The sequence below is a fragment of the Neorhizobium sp. SHOUNA12A genome (assembly GCF_023006505.1).
In the GTDB taxonomy this organism is placed as follows: domain Bacteria; phylum Pseudomonadota; class Alphaproteobacteria; order Rhizobiales; family Rhizobiaceae; genus Neorhizobium.
Map to the genome: position 1 here is coordinate 43846 of NZ_JALBGV010000015.1, position 21961 is coordinate 65806.

General features: G+C 61.6%; 17 protein-coding genes and 1 tRNA gene. 11 read left to right on the top strand and 7 right to left on the bottom strand.

The window, feature by feature from the left end; all coding sequences use genetic code 11:
• Positions 1-29 precede the first annotated feature (29 nt).
• Positions 30-1319 carry an isocitrate lyase gene (aceA, locus tag MOV63_RS09690; protein ID WP_247033487.1) on the bottom strand — a complete coding sequence of 430 codons (1290 nt, stop codon included), beginning with the start codon at positions 1317-1319 and terminating at the stop codon, positions 30-32.
• 208 nt (positions 1320-1527) lie between these two features.
• Here aceA and MOV63_RS09695 point away from each other — a divergent pair, with 208 nt between their 5' ends.
• The 5 genes from MOV63_RS09695 to MOV63_RS09715 all read left to right on the top strand — a co-directional run bounded on the left by MOV63_RS09695 (position 1528) and on the right by MOV63_RS09715 (position 7151).
• Positions 1528-2946 (top strand): short-chain fatty acyl-CoA regulator family protein, encoded by a 1419-nt coding sequence (locus MOV63_RS09695; protein WP_247033488.1) that lies wholly within the window; start codon positions 1528-1530, stop codon positions 2944-2946.
• Positions 2947-3069: 123 nt separating this feature from the next.
• Positions 3070-4167 (top strand): polyamine ABC transporter substrate-binding protein, encoded by a 1098-nt coding sequence (locus MOV63_RS09700; protein WP_247033489.1) that lies wholly within the window; start codon positions 3070-3072, stop codon positions 4165-4167.
• A 73-nt stretch (positions 4168-4240) separates the two neighbouring features.
• Entirely contained in the window at positions 4241-5398 is a 1158-nt protein-coding gene (locus MOV63_RS09705) for an ABC transporter ATP-binding protein (protein ID WP_247033490.1), read from the top strand.
• Between the two features lie 15 nt (positions 5399-5413).
• Positions 5414-6331 carry an ABC transporter permease subunit gene (locus MOV63_RS09710; RefSeq protein ID WP_247033491.1) on the top strand — a complete coding sequence of 306 codons (918 nt, stop codon included), beginning with the start codon at positions 5414-5416 and terminating at the stop codon, positions 6329-6331.
• Between the two features lies 1 nt (position 6332).
• A complete protein-coding gene (locus MOV63_RS09715) occupies positions 6333-7151 on the top strand; it encodes an ABC transporter permease (protein WP_038539880.1) in 819 nt (272 codons plus the stop codon).
• Positions 7152-7154: 3 nt separating this feature from the next.
• Here the strand turns inward: MOV63_RS09715 and MOV63_RS09720 are convergent, their stop codons facing one another.
• Positions 7155-7400: a hypothetical protein gene (locus MOV63_RS09720; RefSeq protein WP_038539882.1), complete on the bottom strand. Its 246-nt coding sequence runs from the start codon at positions 7398-7400 to the stop codon at positions 7155-7157.
• A 28-nt stretch (positions 7401-7428) separates the two neighbouring features.
• On the bottom strand, positions 7429-9327 hold the full coding sequence (locus tag MOV63_RS09725; protein WP_247033492.1) for an AsmA-like C-terminal region-containing protein: 1899 nt from the start codon (positions 9325-9327) through the stop codon (positions 7429-7431).
• A 157-nt stretch (positions 9328-9484) separates the two neighbouring features.
• On the opposite strand from MOV63_RS09725, the gene MOV63_RS09730 reads away from it, so the two are divergent.
• Positions 9485-11437, top strand: a complete 1953-nt coding sequence (locus MOV63_RS09730; protein WP_247033493.1) for an acetoacetate--CoA ligase — start codon at positions 9485-9487, stop codon at positions 11435-11437.
• A gap of 345 nt (positions 11438-11782) precedes the next feature.
• Here the strand turns inward: MOV63_RS09730 and MOV63_RS09735 are convergent, their stop codons facing one another.
• Complete coding sequence (locus tag MOV63_RS09735; RefSeq protein WP_247033494.1) at positions 11783-15682, bottom strand: ATP-binding protein; 3900 nt, start codon at positions 15680-15682, stop codon at positions 11783-11785.
• Between the two features lie 237 nt (positions 15683-15919).
• Between MOV63_RS09735 and MOV63_RS09740 the strand changes: the two genes are divergently transcribed.
• The gene (locus tag MOV63_RS09740) at positions 15920-16366 is read left to right on the top strand and encodes a phasin (protein WP_038539897.1); all 447 of its coding nucleotides are present in this window, start codon (positions 15920-15922) and stop codon (positions 16364-16366) included.
• A 146-nt stretch (positions 16367-16512) separates the two neighbouring features.
• Positions 16513-16589: transfer RNA gene (locus MOV63_RS09745), tRNA-His, on the top strand.
• Positions 16590-16717: 128 nt separating this feature from the next.
• Here the strand turns inward: MOV63_RS09745 and MOV63_RS09750 are convergent.
• The gene (locus MOV63_RS09750; RefSeq protein ID WP_247033495.1) at positions 16718-17362 is read right to left on the bottom strand and encodes an NrsF family protein; all 645 of its coding nucleotides are present in this window, start codon (positions 17360-17362) and stop codon (positions 16718-16720) included.
• Positions 17359-17907: a sigma-70 family RNA polymerase sigma factor gene (locus MOV63_RS09755; protein ID WP_038539905.1), complete on the bottom strand. Its 549-nt coding sequence runs from the start codon at positions 17905-17907 to the stop codon at positions 17359-17361. The genes MOV63_RS09750 and MOV63_RS09755 overlap by 4 nt, the downstream gene beginning before the upstream one ends.
• 185 nt (positions 17908-18092) lie before the next feature.
• Between MOV63_RS09755 and MOV63_RS09760 the strand changes: the two genes are divergently transcribed.
• From MOV63_RS09760 to MOV63_RS09770, 3 genes are all read left to right on the top strand, one after another.
• Positions 18093-18353 (top strand): pentapeptide MXKDX repeat protein, encoded by a 261-nt coding sequence (locus tag MOV63_RS09760; protein WP_038539907.1) that lies wholly within the window; start codon positions 18093-18095, stop codon positions 18351-18353.
• A 95-nt stretch (positions 18354-18448) separates the two neighbouring features.
• Positions 18449-19303, top strand: a complete 855-nt coding sequence (locus tag MOV63_RS09765; protein ID WP_247033496.1) for a cytochrome b/b6 domain-containing protein — start codon at positions 18449-18451, stop codon at positions 19301-19303.
• On the top strand, positions 19300-20076 hold the full coding sequence (locus MOV63_RS09770) for a molybdopterin-binding protein (protein WP_247033497.1): 777 nt from the start codon (positions 19300-19302) through the stop codon (positions 20074-20076). Before MOV63_RS09765 ends, MOV63_RS09770 begins: the two co-directional genes overlap by 4 nt.
• 8 nt (positions 20077-20084) lie before the next feature.
• Here MOV63_RS09770 and MOV63_RS32775 read toward each other — a convergent pair whose 3' ends face one another.
• The gene (locus MOV63_RS32775; RefSeq protein WP_247033498.1) at positions 20085-21917 is read right to left on the bottom strand and encodes a sensor histidine kinase; all 1833 of its coding nucleotides are present in this window, start codon (positions 21915-21917) and stop codon (positions 20085-20087) included.
• Positions 21918-21961: the final 44 nt, after the last annotated feature.

Below are 21961 nucleotides of genomic sequence, written 5' to 3' on the forward strand. Positions count from 1 at the left end.
GGTTCTCCTCCTTGTGATGGGGTTCAGGCTTATTCCGCAGCCGGCCGGAATTGGTCGTGTTCCGTGGATTCCTTCATTGCGGTGGTGGACGAAAGTCCGCCGGTGATGGCGACGGAGACGGCGTCGAAATAGCCGGTGCCGACCTCGCGCTGATGTTTGGTGGCGGTATAACCGTTGATCTCGGCGGCGAATTCCGCCTCCTGCAGCTCCGAATAGGCGGCCATCTGGCGGTCCTTGTAGCCACGGGCGAGCTCGAACATGCCAAAATTCAGCTGGTGGAAACCGGCGAGCGTGATGAACTGGAACTTGTAGCCCATCGCACCCAGTTCCCGCTGGAACTTGGCGATCGTCGCGTCGTCGAGGTTCTTTTTCCAGTTGAACGACGGCGAGCAGTTATAGGCGAGCATCTTGCCGGGATGCGCCTTGTGGACCCCTTCCGCAAACCGACGGGCCTGTTCGAGATCCGGCTTCGAGGTTTCGCACCAGATGAGATCGCAATAGGGCGCATAGGCGACGGCGCGGGCGATGCAGGGTTCGAGCCCGTTCGTGACCTGGTAGAAGCCCTCCACTGTCCGGCCGGCATCGTAGTCGACGAAGGGCTGGTCGCGCTCGTCGATATCCGAGGTGAGCAGCTTGGCCGCTTCCGCATCGGTGCGGGCGATGACCAGCGTCGGCGTGCCCATGACGTCGGCGGCAAGCCGCGCGGCCGTCAGGTTGCGAATATGTGCGGCGGTCGGGATCAGCACCTTGCCGCCGAGATGGCCGCACTTCTTTTCCGATGCGAGCTGGTCTTCGTAATGGACGCCGGCGGCGCCCGCCTCGATGAATGCCTTCATGATCTCGAAGGCGTTGAGCGGCCCGCCGAACCCGGCTTCCGCATCCGCAACGATCGGCGCGAACCAGGTCTCGACCGAAAGACCCTTGCCTTCGGCGGTCTCGATCTGGTCGGCACGCTGCAGGGTGCGGTTGATGCGCCGCGCCAGTTCCGGTGCCGCATTGGCCGGATAGAGCGACTGGTCCGGATACATGGCGGATGCGGTATTGGCGTCGGCCGCGACCTGCCACCCGGAGAGGTAGATTGCCTTCAGCCCGGCGCGGACCTGCTGCATGGCCTGGTTGCCGGTCATCGCGCCGAGCGCGTTGACGAAGTCTTCGCGGTGCAGCAGCGACCACAGCCGGTTGGCGCCCATCTCGGCAAGCGAATAACGGATCTCGGCCGAACCGCGCAGCCGCTTCACGTCCTCGGCGGAGTAAGGGCGTTCGACACCCTCGAAACGCCCTTTTTGAGCGCCTGGAACCAGCGTGTAAAAATCTGTCATTGCTTTCCTCCTATGTAAATCGGCGAGCCAAGGTATGGCGCTTTTGATGTGACTGAATTTACAGAAAAGAATGCTGCACTGCCAGAAAAGATACAGAAATGCGGGTATGAAAGGGGTTAGGTTGTCTTGTCTTTCACAAAGGGTTCTGTGAAGATGTCACAATGGTAAATGCGGCGGGCTGGCCGATTTTGTAAAAGCGGTGACAAAAGTGGCGGAGCGAAAGATTTTTGCCGGCCCGCGGGTACGGCGGGTGCGATTGGGGCTTGGGCTCACCCAGACGGCAATGGCCGAAGCGCTCGGCATTTCGCCCTCCTATCTCAACCTCATCGAGCGCAACCAGCGGCCGCTCACGGTCCAGCTCCTCTTGAAGCTTGCCTCGGTCTACAAGGTCGATCTCGATACGCTGCAGGGGGAAGGTGGCGGTCTTGCAGGGCGGCTGCGCGAGGTGTTCGCCGATCCGCTGCTGGCAGGCGAGATCCCGGGGGATCAGGAAATCATCGAGGTGGCGGAGGCCGCCCCCAACGCGGCGCTGGGGCTGATGAAGCTCTATCGCGCTTATCGCGAGCAAGCTGCCCGGCTTTCCGATCTTTCCGATCTGCTGGCCCGCGAGGGTCACGAGACCTCGATCGCCGGCACGCGCCTGCCGATCGACGAGGTGCGCGAGACGCTGCAGCGTCGCCCTAACTTTTTCCCGCGTATCGAGGATGCGGCCGAAACTTTCATGGCTAGGCTCGGGACCGGCGACGAACTGCCTGGCGCCTTGAAGGTCTGGGCGAAGAACGAGCACGGCATCGTGGTGCGTACGCTGCCGGTTCATGCCATGCCGAACCTGCGCCGGCGGTACGACCGCCATTCCATGCGGCTGTTTCTGTCAGAACGGCTCTCGCCCTTCGACCGGACGCGCGAGCTTGCCATGGAAGTGGCGCTGCTTGCATTAGGCCAGGAGATCGCCACCGAACTCGACGATCTAAACCTCTCCACCAACGAGGCGCGACGCATCGGCCGCTTCGAGCTCGCCCGTTATGCCGCTCATGCGCTGATGATGCCTTATGGGGCTTTTCTCACGGCAGCCCAGCGCGCCCGATACGACCTCGACGTATTGCGCTCCCGTTTCGACGTGTCGTTTGAGCAGGCCGCCAACCGGCTCACGTCGCTTGCCCGGCCCGGCACTCCGGGCATCCCGTTTTTCATGATGGAAGTCGATCACGCCGGTAACGCCATCCGCCGCGCCGGTGCGCAAGGGTTCCCGCAGGCCCGTTTCGGCGGGCTCTGTCCGAAGCTAGGCCTTCATGCCGCCTTCCTTCAGCCGGGACAGGTTCTCGTCGATCGGGTCGAGATGCCGGATGGCGCCGCATTCCTGACGCTGTCGCGCACGCTCGAAGGCCCGCAGGCGGGATTCGGCGAGCGTATCCGCCGTACGGCAATTCTTCTCGGCTGCGATCTGTCGAGCGGAGGCGACACCGTCTATGGCGAGGCACTGCCGGGGGCCGTCGGAACGGTGCTTGCCGGCACCGCCTGCCGGCTCTGCGAAAGGCAGGGTTGCCTCTCCCGCGCCGAGCCTCCGGTCACGAGACCGCTCGGTCTGGATGAGATGGTGACCGGTCTCAGCGCCTTCGATTTCCAATGAGTTTTGCGGCGGCGCACATTCCCCCTTGTAGGGTGTAGAATTACTTTTTACTCTCGCGGAAAAATATAAGGGAATTAGGCGCGATTTGACGATTGCGCAGACAAAACTGGAACAGGAGAGATCATGAAAAGTCATTTGCTCAGCCTTGCCGCCGCAGTTGCCGCGGCGGCTTTCGCCGCGACGGCTGCTCTGGCCCAGGAGCGTGAAGTCCGCGTCTACAATTGGTCGGACTATATCGACGAATCGATCCTGGGGGATTTCACCAAGGAGACCGGCATCAAGGTCATCTACGACGTGTTCGACAACAACGAGATGCTGGAGACCAAGCTTCTGGCTGGCGGCTCCGGTTACGATGTCGTCGTGCCGACCGGCCCGTTCCTCGCCCGCCAGATCCAGGCCAAGGTGTTCCAGAAGCTCGACAAGTCGAAACTGCCCAATCTTTCCAACATGTGGCCGGTGGTTACCGAGCGGCTGGCGAAATACGATCCCGGCAATCAGTATGCCGTCAACTACATGTGGGGCACCACCGGCATCGGCTATAACGTCGACAAGGTGAAGGCCGCACTCGGCGACGTGCCGATCGACAGCTGGAATGTTCTCTTCAAGCCGGAAAACGCCGCAAAACTGAAGTCCTGCGGCATCAACATCCTCGACGCATCCGACGAGACTTTTGCGATCGCGCTGAACTATCTCGGCAAGAATCCCGACAGCAAGGACACCAAGGACCTCGAAGCCGGCGGCGCCGTCTACTCGAAAATTCGCAAGTCGGTGAAGACCTTCAATTCGTCGGCCTATATCGATGAACTCGCCAATGGCGACAGCTGCATCACGATCGGCTGGTCGGGCGACGTGTTGCAGGCCAAGACCCGCGCCGAGGAAGCCAAGAACGGCGTCAAGATCCGGTTCGTCATTCCCAAGGAAGGCACGTATATGTGGTTCGACAACCTCGCGATCCCCGCGGACGCGAAGCATGTCGACGAGGCGCATGCCTTCATCAACTACCTGATGAAGCCGGAAGTCATCGCCAAGGCTTCCAACTTCGTTCAATACGCCAACGGCAACCTGGCTTCGCAGAAGTTCATCGACAAGGAAGTCTTGGAAAATCCCTCCGCCTATCCACCGGAAGACGTCGTCAAGAAGCTCTTCACCATTTCGCCATACGGGCCGCGCGAGCAGCGGGTCCTGAACCGGGTCTGGACGCAGATCAAGACCGGTAGCTGATCAAGGGCGGGGCAGGCGGAAACGTCTGCCCCGATTACTTTCGGGCGGCCATCGGGGCGAAATGGGGTAAGGCATGGCGAAATCTCTTGGGCCGGTTAAACGCAAATTTTCTCCCTGGGCTGATCCTTCAGCGGTTCCGTTCATCCGTTTCGAAAACATCACCAAGCGGTTCGGCACCTTCACCGCCGTGGATAACCTGACGCTCGATATCTACGAGCGGGAGTTCTTCTCGCTGCTCGGGCCGTCCGGTTGCGGCAAGACGACGCTGATGCGCATGCTCGCCGGCTTCGAGGAGCCGACCGAAGGCCGAATCCTGCTGCAGGGCAAGGATATTTCCGGCGTGCCACCCTATCGCCGGCCCACCAACATGATGTTCCAGTCCTACGCGCTCTTCCCGCATATGACGGTCGAAAAGAATGTCGCCTTCGGCCTGGAGCAGGACAATCTTCCGAAGGGTGAGGTCGCCGCCCGTGTCGAGGAGATGCTGAAGCTCGTCAAGCTGGAGCAGTTCGCCAAACGCAAGCCGAACCAGCTTTCCGGCGGTCAGCGCCAGCGCGTCGCGCTCGCCCGGTCTCTCGCCAAGCGCCCCAAGGTGCTGCTGCTCGACGAACCGCTCGGTGCGCTCGACAAGAAGCTGCGCGAAGAGACGCAGTTCGAGCTGATGGACCTGCAGACCAAGCTCGGCCTCACCTTCCTGATCGTCACCCACGACCAGGAAGAGGCGATGACCGTGTCCGATCGTATCGCGGTCATGGACAAGGGCCTGATCATGCAGGTGGCAACGCCGGCCGAGATCTACGAAGCGCCGAACAGCCGCTACGTTGCGGATTTCATCGGCGACATCAATATCCTCGAAGGCACGGTCACCTCGACGGACAGCGCCCTCGGCATGCCCGGCTCGGTCAGGATCGACTGCGACGGGATCGCCGTCTCCGTCGAGCAGGAATGCCAGGCGGTGAAGGGTGACAAGGTCGCCTTCGCGGTGCGGCCGGAAAAGGTGCGTATCTCGCCCGATCAGCCGGCCGATATCTCGGCCAATGCGGTTTATGGCGAAGTCTGGGACATCGGTTATCTCGGCGACTTCTCGGTTTTCCTCGTCAAGCTCGCGGATGGCCGGGTGGTGCGTGCGGCGCAGGCCAACGTCTCCCGCCTCGTCGACCGGCCGATCACATTCGGCGACATGGTGTGGCTCACCTGGCCGCTCGATGCCGGCCTCGTGTTGACGCGTTGAGCGGGGGACAGGGAGATGGCAAGCGTTTCCGAAACCCACCCCGCCAACAAACCCAATCCCGCCCGCTGGCTGGTGGTCGCGGTTCCCTATCTCTGGCTGCTGCTGTTTTTCGCAGCGCCTTTCCTGATCATCTTCAAGATATCGTTGTCGGAGACGACGATCGCCATGCCGCCCTATACGCCGCTCTTTGAAGGGTTTGGCGCATTCGGCGACTTCGTCTCGGAACTCGACTTCGACAACTACCTCTTCCTGACCGGCGACCCTCTTTACATCGAAGCCTACCTGTCTTCGCTGCGCATCGCCGTGATCTCAACCTTCCTGCTGCTGCTGATCGGTTATCCGATGGCGCTCGCCATGGCCCGCGCGCCGACGATGCTGCGGCCGACGTTGGTCATGCTGGTCATCCTGCCGTTCTGGACGTCGTTCCTGATCCGCGTCTATGCCTGGATCGGCATCCTGAAGCCCGACGGACTGCTGACGCTGCTGTTCCGGTCGGTCGGCCTTCTTGGCGTAGACGATCAGGTGCAGATCTTGCGCACCGATTATGCGGTCTTCATCGGCATCGTTTATTCCTACCTGCCCTTCATGGTCCTGCCGCTCTATTCGGCACTGGAGAAGATGGACAATACGTTGTTGGAGGCCGCAAGCGATCTTGGCTGCCCGCCCTGGAAGGCGTTCTGGAAGATCACCTTCCCGCTGTCGCTGCCTGGCGTTATTGCCGGTTCGATGATCTGCTTCATTCCGATTACCGGCGAGTTCGTCATTCCGGATCTGCTCGGCGGCGCCGATACGCTGATGATCGGCAAGACGCTGTGGACGGAATTTTTCGGCAACCGCGACTGGCCGCTGGCATCGGCCGTGGCGGTCATCCTGCTGATCATGCTGGTCGTGCCAATCATGATTTTCCAGAACCAGCAGAAGAAGGTGGCTTGAGATGAAATCATCCCGCTTCGACGCCACCGTCCTTACCCTCGGTTTCGCATTCCTCTACATCCCGATCATCATCCTGGTGGTCTATTCCTTCAATGCTTCCAAGCTGGTCACCGTCTGGGGCGGCTTTTCGCTGCAGTGGTACCGCACCATGTGGTCGAACCAGGGCCTCATGGACGCCGCCTGGGTGACCGCACGCGTTGGCGTCATCAGCGCCACGATCGGCACGGTGCTGGGCACGCTTGCGGCGCTTGCCCTGGTGCGGTTCACGCGCTTTCACGGCCGGATGCTATTTTCCGGGATGATCTATGCGCCGCTCGTCATGCCGGAAGTGATTACCGGCCTGTCGCTGCTGTTGCTGTTCGTCGCCGTCGGTATCGATCGCGGTTTCTGGACGGTCGTTATCGCGCATACGACATTCACCATGTGCTACGTGGCGATCGTCGTGCAGTCTCGGCTGCTGACCTTCGACCTCAGCCTGGAGGAGGCGGCGCTCGATCTCGGCTGTCCGCCAGTCAAGACTTTCTTCAAGATCACCCTGCCGCTGATCTTCCCCGCCGTGATCGCCGGCTGGATGCTGGCTTTCACCCTGTCGCTGGACGACCTCGTCATCGCGAGCTTCACGACCGGTCCGGGTGCCACGACGCTGCCGATCAAGATCTACAGTCAGGTGCGCCTGGGCGTGACACCGGAAATCAATGCGATCTGCACCATCCTGATCGGACTGGTGACGATCGGCGTCATCATCGCCTCGATCAGCACCAAACAGACGGAAATGCGCCGCATCCGCGACGAGCATGTCGCCGCTCGCGGCACGACCTGACGATCATTCGCCCCGCGGCGGCAGGAAGATATAGATGAGCAGCCACGCCGGCAGCACGATCACGGCGCCGAGCACGATGCGTGGCACCGACCAGATATAGGCGTTTTCGAGCCCGACCCTGATATCGTCCGGCGTCAGATGCAGGAGCGCCAGTAGCGTCGGCATGGTGATGCCGAAGAAGCTGAGCACTGCGCCCATGATGAGGCAGGCGAGCAGCGCCTTGCATAGACTGATCAGGAATCTCGACACCAGATAACCCCCATCCGGTTGATTCGGTTCATTGTAGGGGCTTTGCCGGAGTTTGCGAAACAGGCCAGATGACCGGGTTCGGCCAGGAGCCGCCGATGAAGACCATCAGCGGTGCCGCCTTGGTGCCCTGCGCAATCGGCTCGATGGTTGCGGAGAGCGCGAGGCTGCTGTTGATGTAGGGAACAACGCCGGAAAGCGTCAGGTTCTCGGAAGGGCCGGTGATCTTTCCTTCGCGGATATCCGCCGAACCATCCGCGAGATTGGCAGAGATGTCGATATGGTCGAATTCCAGGCTGCCGCTGCCGGCATCGCTCAAGGGAAAATAGGGTTTTTGAGCTGCAAGCTGCCGGACGCCGGCAAGGTTGACGCCGGAAAGCGAGCCGCGGTCCGTCCGAAAGCGTAGGGTGCCTTTCGCATTGCGCCAAGCTTCCGGTTCCAGCGGCCGATCGACGTCGAGCGCCAGATCCAGCGACCCGCGCGCCGCCGGAAGCGGGCCGGCGAGGCCAAGTTCCTTGACGATATTGCCGAAATCCGCGTCCTGGATGGCAAGGCGCAACGCCACGGCTCCGGCCGCACCGCCCTTCACCGTGGCGATCCGGCCGGTCAGTCGGCCGGTCTCGAAATCGCTGTCGGCGATGTCGATGCGCGATTGCTCGCCGACGTTCATGATGCTTACTGCGGCTTCCGAAAGCTGGAAAGGCCCGAGCGTCGCCTGCTGGGCGGAAAGCCTCAGGTCGAGTTCCAGGCCGGCGAGATGGCCATTGCCCTGACTGGTGTCACCCATGGCGCGCGGCGCGATGGCGGCAAGCGCTGCGGAAAGATCCATCCGGTCGAAGGCGAGCGTACCGGTGAGCCTCGCCGGCCGGTCAGGCGACAGCACGAGATCGAGTATGCCGGTCGCCTTGGTGTCGTTCAGCCCGAGGGACAGGTTGTCCAAACGCAAGATGTCTTCGTTGGTGACGAGCCGGGTATTCAACGAGAAGCTCTTCAGGCGTTCGACACCGGCAAAGTTCAGCCCGGCCCAGCGCATCGCCGTCAAAAGGTCGGGAACTGTCAGTTCGGCATCGCCGGAAAGAAACGCATGCGCCGCCAGATTGGCGACGCCGCGGAACTGGCCATGAAAGAGAGCGGATGCCATCGTGCCGGAGATGTTGCCGCTTTTGCCCGAGAGCAGCAGCAGCGGCTGCGTCGAACTCATATCCAGCGTCAGCGCCTGGCCGTTGAGATTGGCATCTGCCTTCAGTTCCAAGCCCCGGGACAGCCAGGGCCAGTCGAGCGTGCCGTTGATCGACTGGAACCGCGTGATCCGGCCGCTGGCGATGTCGGAGATCTCGAATGTCCCGTTGCTGATGCGGACATCGCCCATCCGCGCATCGTCATCCGTCGCCAGTGCCTGACTGCTGCCGTCCGGCCGCGCATCGCGCACGGCGCGGCTGAGCAGCCCGTCATTCGCCCAGTCGAGCCTGCCGTCGGCCTCCCTGAGGACATAGATCTCCGGGTTTGTGAGGCGAAAATCCTTGAACTCCGGCCGCCCGAGCAGAGCCTGCAGAAGATCGAAAGAAGCCGAAAGCCGCGAGACCCGGCCGAGCACCCGCTCGCCACCCTCCGCCTGCTTGCGGATGGTGATCTCCCTGAGCGTGATCCTGGGCTCCGGCCAGAAGCGAATATCCGGCGTCCCCTCAATCGTTACATCGTGGCCGGTCCATTCGGCGACCGCCCGCTCCATGCTTTCGCGCACTACGGTCGATGAAATCAGGAACGGCGCGATGAGCTGGAAAAGCGAAAAGAGGCACACTGCGATGATGGCGCCGATCAGAACGCGGCGCGATCGCCGGCCCAGCGGGCGGCTCAGGTTCTTCCGTAGATGTCCGAACGGGTTGGTGAGCATGATCACACGCGCATTATAGGAAATGCTGGGTTCGCGCAAATCCGGGAAACTTCCCTGGCGGTCTCCTTTATAATGCGGTGCAACATGCTATAAAAACCGATACGCTGCGACCTCGCAGGATCTGGCGTGGATGGAGATGGGGCAGAACCCTGGTTCCGATGTCGGGGTGGGGTTCTCCGAGGGTGGAGGAATGGGAATGGGCAATGAACAGCCGCTCTGGAAGCCCTCGAAAGAAGCGCAGCAGAAAACCCCGCTTTATCATTTCATCAGCTGGTGCGCCGAGCGCTTTGGCAAAAGTTTTCCCGACTATGATGCGTTCTACGCGTGGTCGATCGGCGAGCGCGCCGATTTCTGGTCCGCGGTCTGGGAATTCTGCGGCGTCAAGGGCGAGCGTGGCGACCGAGTGCTGATCAACGGCGAAGACATGCTTGCCGCCCGCTTTTTCCCTGATGCCACGCTGAATTTCGCAGAAAATCTACTTTCCGGAACAGGCGCCGGAGACGCGCTGATCTTCCGCGGCGAGGACAAGGCGAGCTATCGCTGGTCCTGGGATAGGCTTCGCGCCGAAGTCTCCCGCCTGCAGCAGGCCTTCAGGGGGCTTGGCATCGAGAAGGGCGACCGTGTCGCCGCGATGATGCCGAATATGCCGGAAACCGTTGCCTGCATGCTGGCCGCCGCCTCGATCGGAGCCATCTGGTCTTCCTGTTCACCTGATTTTGGCGAACAGGGCGTGCTCGACCGTTTCAGCCAGATCGACCCAAAACTGTTCATCACCTGCGACGGTTACTGGTACAATGGCAAGCTCCAGGACGTCGCCGCCAAGGTGAGGGCAGTTTCCGAGGTGCTGAAGACGCCGGTTCTGGTCGTGCCTTATGCGGGCGACGCGCTGACACTGGCCGCATCGCTTGCCGATGGCCGCATGCTTGCGGATTTCACGGCGCTTTATGAAGCAAGGGCCGTCGACTTCGAGCCGTTGCCGTTCTCCCATCCGCTCTACATTCTCTTCTCGTCCGGTACGACCGGGGTGCCGAAATGCATCGTCCATTCGGCCGGCGGCACGCTGCTACAGCATCTCAAGGAACATCGCTTCCATTGCGGCCTCGAGCCCGGCGAAAAGCTGTTTTATTTCACCACCTGCGGCTGGATGATGTGGAATTGGCTGGCGTCAGGCCTTGCAGCCGGCGCCACGCTCTGCCTGTTCGACGGTTCGCCGTTTGCGCCGGATGGCAACGTCCTGTTCGACTATGCCGAAGCTGAAAAGTTCGCGGTGTTCGGCACCTCGGCAAAATATATCGACGCGGTCCGCAAGGGCGGCATCGCACCGAAGCAGAGCCACGATCTGGCCGCGCTCAGGCTCGTCATCTCCACCGGTTCGCCGCTCTCGCCGGAAGGTTTTTCCTTTGTCTACGAAGGCATCAAATCCGACGTGCATCTGGCCTCGATTTCGGGCGGTACCGACATCGTTTCCACCTTCGTGCTCGGCAATCCCCTGAAGCCGGTCTGGCGTGGCGAGATCCAGGGGCCAGGCCTGGGGCTTGCCGTCGACGTCTGGAACGACGATGGCAAGCCGGTGCGCCGGGAAAAGGGCGAGCTCGTCTGCACCAAGGCCTTCCCGTGCATGCCGCTCATGTTCTGGAACGATCCCGGAGGCCAGAAATATCGCGCCGCCTATTTCGAGCGCTTCGAGAATGTCTGGTGCCACGGCGATTTCGCCGAATGGACCGAACATGACGGCATCGTCATCCACGGCCGTTCGGACGCGACGCTCAATCCGGGCGGCGTGCGGATCGGCACCGCCGAGATCTACAATCAGGTGGAGCAAATGGAGGAGGTCGTGGAAGCCATCTGCATCGGCCAGGACTGGGACGACGACGTCCGCGTCATCCTGTTCGTCCGCCTCGCGAACGGCCTGGCGCTGAGTGACGATCTTGCCAGGGCGATCAAGGCCCGCATCCGCACCGGCGCATCGCCGCGCCACGTGCCGGCCAAGGTCATCCAGGTCGCCGATATCCCCCGCACCAAGTCCGGTAAGATTGTCGAACTCGCAGTCCGCGACGTCGTGCACGGCCGGGCGGTCAGGAACAAGGAGACGCTCGCCAACCCGGAAGCGCTTGATCTGTTCGACGGCCTTGCCGAGTTGAAAAGCTGAATGGCCGGGTATCCTCGATGAGGCGAGATGTATCGATGCGGTACATCTCCAGCATAAATTCCAGAAATGGAGCGCCGTTAACGCGCTATTAAGCCGCTTTGATCAAAAGTGGAGCAACATGGTTTCGTCTCGTGTATGAAATACGCCTAGCCGCGAGCTTTCATAGACATGACGTCTCCACCGACCCTCGTTGGACAGCATTAAACTTCAAAGGCAGCTTCGGCTGCCTTTCTTTTCACGTTATTCTCAACTCTGAGATGCCGATAGGTTCGATCTCAACCGTGTCCCGTTGGCGAGAAACAGGGTATTACCTGCGGCATGCCAAATCCGGTTACAATCTCCTGATCAGTTCGCCAGCACCCGCGGCGAAGGGAAGGTGATCTCCACCAGCGTGCCCTCGTTCGGCGCCGAAGTGATCGCGAAGGCGGCGCGATTTGCGTCGACCATCGCCTTTGTCAGCGGCAGGCCAAGACCGGTACCGTCGCCGCGCTTGTGCGAGGCGCTCGATACCTGGCGGAACGGCTTCATGGCAAGCTCCAGCTCCGAGCGGGTCATGCCGATGCCGGTATCGCGGACACGAAGTACCACGTTTCCATTGGTCTCGTAGGCGGTGGAGACGACGATCTGGCCGCCCGAGGGCGTGAAGCGGATGGCGTTCGACAGGATGTTCAGCACGATCTGCTTGATCGAGCGCGGATCGGCGACCACCTGCGGCACGGCATGCGAGAGCGCCGTGCGGATGATGACGCGCTGGCTGTTTGCCTGCGGCTGCACCAGCGAGACGGCTTCCGACACCGCCTCGTTGAGGCCGACGGCGACGAAATCGAGCTCCATCTCGCCTGCCTCGATCTTGGAAATGTCGAGGAGGTCGTTGACGATATCGAGCACATGCCGGCCGGAGCGGCTGATGTCGTTGGCATATTCGACGTAACGCGCATGGCCGATCTGGCCGAAGCGCTCGCTCGCCATCATGTCGGCAAAGCCGATGATCGCGTTGAGCGGCGTGCGGATTTCATGGCTCACATGGGCGAGGAATTCGCTCTTATGGGCATTTGCGGTCTCGGCGGCGCGCTTGGCGGTACGCAGCTCGTCTTCGGTGCGCTTCCACTGGGTGATGTCGCGGATGACGGCGCAATAACCGTTCGAGGAGGTCAGCTTGCCGATCGTCATGAACAGCGGCAGGAATCCGCCGGAAGCTTCGCGGCCGATCACTTCGCGGCCGTCGTTGAGGACGCTGGCGACGCCGTGGCCGGCAAGGCCTGCGAGATAATCGAGGATCGCCCGCTGGCTCTCGTGCGCAAACAGCGTGACGAAGGGTTTGCCGCTGATCTCTTCATTGTCGTAGTTGAAGAGCGCGCTCGCCGCCCGGTTCACCGAGCGGATGTCGCCTTCCGCACCGATGATGACCACGCCGTCGGTGGCGGTTTCCAGGATCGCGCGCAGTTCCGTTACCTCGACCTGCAGCTTTGCCAGCTGGTCGGCGGCGCGGGGTGCGCGCAACGGAATGACTTCTGCCGCTTGGCCGTCCTCGGTGGAGCCCTGTACCTCGGCCACGACCGGCATCAGCGCCAGCATGAGGACAGTCGAATTGTCCCAGCGGACGGATTGAAGGCGTGCCGTCACCGGCACCAGTTCGTCGTCGGCGCGCACCACGACCATGCCGCCGGCCTCCGCCGTCTTGCCTTCGAGATCCTGGCGCTGCAGCAATGCATCGAGACCGCCGACGTCCGCCAGTTCGTCGATCGAAGCATAACCGGTCAGCCGCAGGAATTCCGGATTTCCGTGGATCAAAAGGTCGCCGCTGTGCACGAGAAGCGCCACCGGCATCTGGTCGACGATCTCCGCGGAAAGGCCGATCCGCTCGCGGACCGGGATCATCTGGCTCAACAGTTCACGATCGGACAGCTCCGGATGCGGGTCGGCGGGCGCCTCTGCGGCATCTTCCACCTCTTCAGTGGGCTCGATCGGCGCGTCGGCAAAAGCCTCGTTCGCTTCTTCGGCGAATGCGATCGCCTCTTCCTCGGAAATCTCTTCTGAAACGGGGGCGACAGGTTCCTCGCGCACAGTCTCATGTTCGAGCTGGGTGAGCTCTATCGCGGTCGGCTCGTTCGGTTCGACAGCGGGTACCTCCGCCTCGGTCGAGGTCTCCGGCTTCTTTTCCTCGTTGCGGCGGCCGACGAAATTGTCGAGCTGGCGGGCGATCTCGCGGAAAGCAGCCTGTTCGACGGGGGTCAGCCCGTCGCGGCGGTTGGAGCGACGCTCCTCGAGCTGGATGACCTTGTCGGAATGGCGGCGGCCGGCGTTTTCGACGATCCGGAGCGCCGGGCGTTCGCCGGCCGGCCAGTCGAGCAGCGAAGGGATCTGCCGGCCGGACATGGACGGCTGCGGCCTGTCCTCCGGGGCAGGCTCCAACGGCAGGTCTTTCGCAAGCAAGTCTTCGGATGGTGTCGCATCGGCGGATATGTCCTCGGCGACCGCAGGCTGCTCGGCATCTTCCGCGAGTTCCGGCTCTTCGAACGCGGCGTGCTCCTCGGCCGCAGAAGTCTCTGCAGCCGGTTTTGCACTCGCGGAGCTTTCAGCGTTTGCGTCTTCGGCCGAGCCTATCCCAGCTGGCGCACCGATGGCTTCGTCCTGCCCGACGGCCAAACCGTCTCCTGGCGCCAAGTCCGCTGCATCGGCGGGCATCTCATAGGCTTCGGAAACAGTCTCAGCTTCCGGTTCGGCCACATCCTCCGGCACGGCGCGGGTCAGCGTCAGGCCAACTGCGTTCGGATCCTCGGCTGCATCGCCGATGCGCACGATGCCGAAACCGCGAAAACCGTCGAACTCGCGGGTACGGGTATAGGTCGGCAGCGCGGCGAGATCGACCGGCACCATCAAAGACGTGCCCTCGACAGGCCACCAGATCGTCTTGCCGGACCAGGTATCGCGCTTGTTGAGCAGTTCGGTGATCTTGCCCTCGGGGTCAAGGTAGAAGAGGGCGGCGAGATCGGTAAAGGCCATGCCGTTGATATCGGCGGCATGCGGGCCGACAGCGTCGGCAAATTCGCTCGAAACTTCCCTGAACCGGCCCTCGGCATCGATCTTCCAGACGAAACGGGTCGCGCGCCCGTCGCGGCGGAAAACGAAACCGTCCGGTTCCGGCGCGGCAATTTCGGCGGCTGCGGGTTCGGCTGCAGGCGCTGCCTCCACCATCTCAGGCTCGCCAGCCACGGTTTCTTCGGTGGCGGTTTCGGAAACGACCTCTTCCTCCGCCCCGATCGTTGCTGCCGAGGAAACAGCATCGATTTCCGCGGTCGGTGCTGCCGTTTCAGGCGCGACCTGTTCAATCGGTTCTTCGGAAGCAGCGGCGTGGACGGGAGCAAAATTTTCGCTGGGTTCCAGCAAAATTTCTTCTTCAGGCTCTTCCGTATCGACGATCTCCGACACGGCGGCAATCACATCGGCAAACCCGTCGGCAGGCGCCGGCTCGGCCGCGAAGTCCGCGGTGTCATCGCTTGCGGCAAGTTTGGCCACGGCGTCCTCGGCATTCGCCGGCGCGTCATCGCGCGGCTCGTAGCCGTTCGCGGCGCTAGCCCGGCCCTGTTCGGTCTCGACCGTGAATAGGAGATGCAGGGCCGGTTCGTTGGAAAGCTTGCCGATCGCAGCCGGCAGGTAGCCCTTGGAGGTCGGGATGGGGCGCTTGACGAGGCGGCTCGGATCGGCGCCCGCCATGGTCGTCATCATCTTGGCGGTGTGGGTGGAAACGCCGAGCCCCGCGAACTCGGCCGAGGCGGCGAGCACCTCGCCGTTTTCGTCGATCACCGCCATATGCGTATCGGGATCGTCGAAGCCTTCGATCATCCGGGCCGCAGAGGCCGAGGGTGAGAGCCTGCCTCGTTCCACCGGCGCGCTGAACAGCACCGCCGCTTCGCCCTGAACCTGAACAAGTTCGCAGACCGCCTGCACGGGAATGCGCTGGAAACCGGAAGCGACGCGGATCGTCAGGTTGCGGATGTCGCCGACTTCGCCGAGCTGGCGCGCAGCCGCTTCGATCTGGCGGAAGGCGATATCGACGCGGTTCGGACCCTGGTCGAGAAAATCGTAGATGGAGCCGAAGCCGAAAAGATCGGCGCCGCGCCCGTTCGCCCAGAGAGGGCTTTGCATGTCCGGAGAAAACAGCACGATCGCTTCGCCCGCCGCAAAACGATCGCGGACGCGCTCGTGCACGGCAATATCGATGAACGGGTATTGGACTGCGGACATAGGCAAAACCTACAGGACGTTTGTGACCGGATTTCTACGTAGTTTAACGGATTGTTAATAACCTTCCCCTGCCTTCGGGTCGAGAGCGGCGCCATCCAAACCTCCGACAGGGTTAATTCCGGGATTCATTTTATTGTGCACCGCACAATGATATTGCAATGCACAACGAGATGGTCTATATAAGAGGCATGACATCTTCGGTTCTGCCGAAGAAATCGCCAACGAGGACCTGAAACGATGGCATACAAGACCGACGATATCTTTTCCTTCTCCGCTTTCGATCCGTCCAAGATGACCGAAGGCTTCCGCGACTTCGCTGAAAAGGGTGCCACCCAGTCTCGCGAAGCCTATGCTAAGATGAAATCCGCTGCCGAGGAAGCCACCAAGACGGTGGAATCCACAATGCAGTCGGCGCAGGCTGGCTCTGTCGAACTCGGCCTCAAGGCGATCGACGCGCTGCGTACCAATGCTGAAAACTCGCTGACCCATATGGAATCCTTGCTCGGCGTGAAGTCCTTTGCCGAACTGATCGAGCTGCAGACTGGTTTCATCCGCAAGCAGGCTGAAATCACGGTTGAGCAGGCCAAGTCCATGCAGGACACCGCCCGCAAGATCGTCGAAGACGTGACGAAGCCCGGCAAGGAAGCCGCTGAAAAGGTCATGACGACCTTCAAGGCTGCCTAATTTTTAGAGCCCGATTTGAAGGAGAAGGCCGGAGCATGCTCCGGCCTCTTCTATTTGCGGGAAAGGACTTTCTATTTGCGGGATAGGACTTGCAAAAAAAGTCCGATCGCCGTATGTGACCCCCCAACGGCGCCCAAGGCGCTTGTGCGGTTGTAGCTCAGTTGGTTAGAGCGCAGGTTTGTGGCACCTGAGGTCGGAGGTTCGAGACCCCCCAACCGTACCATTTTTCCAAAAGCCTAATTTTTTTGATATCCAGCCGAGCAGATTTGCGGCAGGATTCCTGCGTTTGAATTGTCGCGGAACAAAGCGACGAGCCGATGAAATTATCGGATGTGAGGCGTTCCCGCCCGCTCACCAGCGCAGCAGGCGCGGTCCCAGAAGCGAGCCGGCAATGCCGGTCAGCAGGATCCCGAGCGAGTACCAGATGAGCACGAAGGGCATGCCGTTCTCGGTGCAGAACCAGGAATAGACCCAGGCGCCGGCAGCACCCGCCGCGATGCCGGCGATGAAGCCGGTCAGCTTCAGATCAGTCGGTGCACCATGGCGCAGGACCCACACGTTTCCTGCAAATACCGGAAGCGCGAAGAGGAAGATCAGCAGCGGGCAATGCAGCGCCGACGATCCGATGATCATTTTGGAATAGTTTTCGGCCGGCGACATCATCAGCTGGATCACGGCGACCACAGCCATGATCGCAACGATCGCCGCCGCGGTCTGGAAGAACCGTCCCCTGGAACCGTCAGGCCGTGCCAGATGATAGGCGGCGAGGAAAGCGGCGATCGCCAGCAGCGCATTGTAGGCGGATTTGATCCAGAACACCGGCAGCATCAGCGCTTCCGCCATGTCGATGCGCAGGCCGAGGATCGCCAGCATCAGTACCAGCGACACGACGAGCGCCGGCAGGACGCCGAGCACGAAGCGGCGCGCCAGCGCATGCCGCGGCACCGGCTTCAGGTCGCCTACCAGGCTGTCGATGATGTCGTCCGTCTTTCTCACTTTCCGCCTCGCAGTTTCTCCGCCAGTGCCTTGAGCCCTCGGTGAATGCCGACCTTGACCGCCGATTCCGACTGACCGGTCCGGCTCGCCGTGTCGGCCACCGACTGGCCTTCGAGCTTCACCTGACGGATCAATTCCCGCTGTTTCGCCGGCAGGCTTTCCAGAAGCCGCTCGACATCCATCCGCGCGGAGATCGCTTCCTCATGGTCGTCGCTCTCGAAATCCTCGCCGAGCTCCGTTTCCGCCATCATCCGGCCGCCGCGGCCGCGATGGTGGTCGATCAGCTTGTAGCGGGCGATCGAGAAGAACCATGCCGTGAACGGTCGCTCGCGATCGTAGGTCTCCCGGCGCGAATGCAATGCCAGCAATGTCTCCTGGACAAGATCTTCCATGTCCGCTTTCGTTGCAGCAGCCATCCGGCGGCTGTAATATCCGACTAGCAGGACACGCACCGCGTTGAGCAAACGCCGATAGGCTGCCTCGTCCCCATCGAGGGACAGAAGCATCATAGCCTTCAGGGCTTCTTCCGAATGGGCGCTCGTCATGCTGTTTCAATGATCATTCGGAAAAGCACGTAAACGGTTACAGGTGGAATGGAAAATATTTCGAATGCTTTCGGCCTATCACATAACCGTGAAGCTGTAACGACTTTCTGCGTGGGTCGAATTGATGGTTGTGAGCCCTCGGCAGGCAGCCGGCGGACACATCGATTGATCCAGGAGGACATCCCATGACCAAGCTTCTTTCCAGCCTTGCAGCCTGCACCTTCGTCGTCGGCCTTTCGCTTGCCGGCGCGGCGAACGCCCAGAGCAGCACGAGCACCGACACGATGAAGAAGGACACCATGAAAACCGACACCATGAAGCAGAATTCGATGAAGAAGGATTCCATGGCGACCGGCACCAAGACCGACTGCATGCACAAGGCCGGCATGGAAAAGAACACGATGAAGAAGTCCGAGATGATGAAGGCCTGCGACGCAATGAAATAATGCCGTGAAATGATCTGACCGCGGCCGCTGAAACTTTTTGTCCGGCGGCCGCGTCTATCTGCTGGAGCCCACTTCCCGCATTCGGAGGAAATACCATGGCCACGATCGATGCCGGCGTTGCGACCGGCCGGACGGTCATTTACCGCCACAGCCTGCTGGTGCGCCTCTCGCACTGGGTGAATGTGCTCTGCATGACCGTGCTGCTGTTCAGCGGCCTGCAGATATTCAATGCGCATCCGGCGCTCTATTGGGGCCAGTACGGTGCCGATAACGATCCGTCCTTCATTTCCATGGAGGCGGTCGAGGATGGCGACAAGGCCAAGGGCGTGACCCGCGTCGGTTCGCTGTCCTTCAACACGACGGGGGTTCTCGGCCTCTCGCAGGTCGACGGCGAGGCGACCGCGCGCGGTTTCCCCGAATGGCTGACGATCCCGAGCTATCAGGACCTCGCGACCGGCCGGCGCTGGCATTTCTTCTTTGCGTGGCTGTTCGTGATCAACGGTTTCATCTATCTTGCCTACGGGCTGCTGAGCCGGCATTTCCGCCGCGATCTCTTACCCGCGGGAAATGAACTGACGCCCGCCCACATCGGCCATGAAATCGTCAATCACGCCCGGCTGCGGTTTCCGAAAGGGCCGGAGGCGCGGCATTACAACACGCTGCAGAAGCTAACCTATGTTGCGGTTATCTTCCTGCTCCTGCCGTTGATGATCCTCACGGGGCTCACCATGTCGCCCGGCTTCGACGCTGTGGCACCCTGGCTGCTCGATATATTCGGCGGCAGGCAGTCAGCCCGCACGATCCACTTCCTGACGGCCTTTTCCCTCACCGCCTTCGTGGTTGTCCACGTCGCGATGGTGATCCTGTCGGGCGTCTTCAACAATCTGCGTTCGATGATCACCGGTTACTACGCCATAGACCATGGGGACATAAAGGGAGACAAGCTATGAGCCGCATCATCACCCGCCGCCGCTTCCTGATCGGCGCGACCATGACGGCTTCGGCGCTCGGCCTGAGCGGCTGCGACGCGCTTGTCGAAAGCGACCGGACGAAATCCGTCCTCAAGATCGCCGAGGGTTTTTCGATGAAGACCCAGCGTTTCCTTCTCGGCGACAATGCGCTGGCGCGCGAGTTCACCGAGGCGGATCTCTCGCCGGTGTTTCGCGCCAACGGCACCAGCATGCCGGACAATCCGCAATATCTCGACTGGATGAACCAGCAGTTCTCGACCTGGAAGCTGGATGTTGGCGGTCTGGTCGACAAGCCGATGCAGCTGTCGCTTGCCGACCTGAAGGCGCTGCCGGCCCGCACCCAGATCACCCGGCACGATTGCGTCGAAGGCTGGAGCGCCATCGGCAAATGGACCGGCGTGCCGCTGGGTGCGCTGCTCAAGACGGTCGGCCTGAAGCCGGAAGCTCGCTACATCGTCTTCCATTGTGCCGACGAATACGAAAAGACGCTCGATGGCACCGGCTGGTATTACGAGAGCATCGATCTGGTGGATGCCTTCCATCCGCAGACCATCCTTGCCCACACGATGAACGGCCGCGACCTTGAAGTTGCCCATGGCGCGCCGCTGCGGCTGCGTGTCGAGCGCCAGCTTGGCTATAAACAGGCGAAATATCTGACACGCATCGAAGCGGTTGCCGATCTCGGCCGTCTTTACGGAGGCAGCGGCGGTTTCTGGGAGGATCGCGGTTACGAATGGTATGCCGGGATCTGAGGAGGTGCTCAGGTTTCCGCCCGTGCCGGAGCAACCCTCGGAAGCCGGATGATGAACCGGGTGCCGCGGGCCCCGCCGGTCGGCGGGCTCTCGACGGTGATCGATCCGCCGAGTACCTCGGTGACGATCTGGTGGACGATATGCAGCCCGAGGCCCGTGCCGCCGCTGTGACGGGCCGTGGAAAAGAACGGTTCGAATATCTTCTGGATGTCCGTCTCGTTGATCCCGCGGCCGTTGTCAGTAAACTCGATGAGGACCTGCTCCCCCATTCTCCGAACATCGATGATGATCATGCCGGGTTTGCCCGCATCGAAGGCATGCAGCAGCGAGTTGTTGAGGAGGTTCGACAGGACCTGGGCAAACGGTCCCGGATAGGTGGTGATCGCCAGATCATCAGGCACGTTCACCGTCAGGCTGATGCCGGCGCTGGCGTCCCATTTGCGCAGGCGCGGATCGGCATCGGGAATGAATGCGGCGAGATCGATATCCCGTCGCTCCAGCGTCGCCCGGTCGACTGCAACCTGTTTGAAACGTTGAACCAGCGCTGTGCAGCGGTGGATGGCGTCGCGGACCAGATCGAGGCTGGTATCGCTGTCTGCGACATAGAGGTCGAGATCCGAGCGGCGCAGCCCCGCTGCAATCCGTTCCTTGAAAAGCCTGAGATCCTTGGCGGCTTTGCTGAGCACGAGTGCCGCACTTCCAAGCGGCGTGTTCATTTCGTGGGCGACGCCGGCAACCATCAGGCCCAGCGACGACAGCCGTTCGGCTCGCGCAAGTTCCCGCTGGGTCACGTTCAGTTTTTCATTGGTGTCGCGCAGCGTCTTGTTCGTGTCCTCCATTTGCCGCGCCCATTCCGCCTCGGCCTCCATGCCGTTGGCCAGGCGGCCGGTTACCGCAAGCGCCACCATGGCGAGGATTGCCGCGACCGCGCCGAGAATGAGTTTCCCCCTCGTTTCCTGGTCGTTGATCGCGGCCGCCGAGTCACGGGCGAGCAGATAGAGGTCGGCACCCGCGGCACGTCTTTCCGCGACTTCGCCTGTTGCCAGCAAGCTCGCAACGGGCTGGAAGCGACGGTAGTTCCAAACGCCGCCCCTGCTGCCGAAAAGCCCTCTGTCCCCGTTGCCGATCGCCCGCAACATCTCCGCCTCAGCCGGGCCGGGCGTTGAGGCCCCGAGCTGCCAACCCCAGTTCGCATCTGCATTTGGACCTTGGAGCCAGTATCCGGCCTGGTTCATCAGATAGAGCTCGACGCTCCTGTCGAGGCGCTTCAGGCGTTCGAGCAACCGCGTGGCGCGGTAGTTGATGACGATGATGCCCTGCTTGATCCCGTTGCGGAAGACAGGACTTGCAACGCGCAATGTCGGCAGATGGGGGACCTCGACCACGCCGTTTTCGATATTCAGATCGAGGGCAGAGAAATAGAGGCCGTTCAGCGGCAACTGAATCGTATCGCGGAAATAGGGCCGGTCCGCCTTGTTCTGCAGCTGCTCGCTGCTCACGACGACCGGTTCCGCGCCGCTGCGACGGTTGACGCGCAGCCGCTCATTGCCGTCATTATCCAGCCACCGTACCTGATCGTAATCCGGCGAGCTGGCGGCGAAACTCTGGAAGATTTCAGCGCTTAGCGGAGCAAGCCGAGTGGTCGTTTCGCCGAAGCGCGATTGCAGGTCGGCCAGAAATAGGGCGTCGCGGCCCAGCCGGTCCAGGGCCCGACCGAGAATGTCATAGCCTTGCGACAGGGTCTCCTCCCTGTTGCGGATCTGAGGTTCCCGCGCGTTCGCGCCGATCTGATGCCAGAGCAACGGAACGCCGATGCCAAGTCCCACGACCCAGGGTACCACGAAGATGGCAAGCCGCCTGCGATGGCGATAAATGGCCCGGAGAG

What these genes read in the sequence shown, in the direction of transcription:
- aceA (WP_247033487.1), bottom strand. Translation starts at nt 1,319, where the DNA reads ATGACAGATTTTTACACGCTGGTTCCAGGCGCTCAAAAAGGGCGTTTC.
- MOV63_RS09700 (WP_247033489.1), top strand. Translation starts at nt 3,070, where the DNA reads ATGAAAAGTCATTTGCTCAGCCTTGCCGCCGCAGTTGCCGCGGCGGCT.
- MOV63_RS09705 (WP_247033490.1), top strand. Translation starts at nt 4,241, where the DNA reads ATGGCGAAATCTCTTGGGCCGGTTAAACGCAAATTTTCTCCCTGGGCT.
- MOV63_RS09710 (WP_247033491.1), top strand. Translation starts at nt 5,414, where the DNA reads ATGGCAAGCGTTTCCGAAACCCACCCCGCCAACAAACCCAATCCCGCC.
- MOV63_RS09715 (WP_038539880.1), top strand. Translation starts at nt 6,333, where the DNA reads ATGAAATCATCCCGCTTCGACGCCACCGTCCTTACCCTCGGTTTCGCA.
- MOV63_RS09730 (WP_247033493.1), top strand. Translation starts at nt 9,485, where the DNA reads ATGGGCAATGAACAGCCGCTCTGGAAGCCCTCGAAAGAAGCGCAGCAG.
- MOV63_RS09735 (WP_247033494.1), bottom strand. Translation starts at nt 15,682, where the DNA reads ATGTCCGCAGTCCAATACCCGTTCATCGATATTGCCGTGCACGAGCGC.
- MOV63_RS09740 (WP_038539897.1), top strand. Translation starts at nt 15,920, where the DNA reads ATGGCATACAAGACCGACGATATCTTTTCCTTCTCCGCTTTCGATCCG.
- MOV63_RS09755 (WP_038539905.1), bottom strand. Translation starts at nt 17,907, where the DNA reads ATGACGAGCGCCCATTCGGAAGAAGCCCTGAAGGCTATGATGCTTCTG.
- MOV63_RS09760 (WP_038539907.1), top strand. Translation starts at nt 18,093, where the DNA reads ATGACCAAGCTTCTTTCCAGCCTTGCAGCCTGCACCTTCGTCGTCGGC.
- MOV63_RS09765 (WP_247033496.1), top strand. Translation starts at nt 18,449, where the DNA reads ATGGCCACGATCGATGCCGGCGTTGCGACCGGCCGGACGGTCATTTAC.
- MOV63_RS09770 (WP_247033497.1), top strand. Translation starts at nt 19,300, where the DNA reads ATGAGCCGCATCATCACCCGCCGCCGCTTCCTGATCGGCGCGACCATG.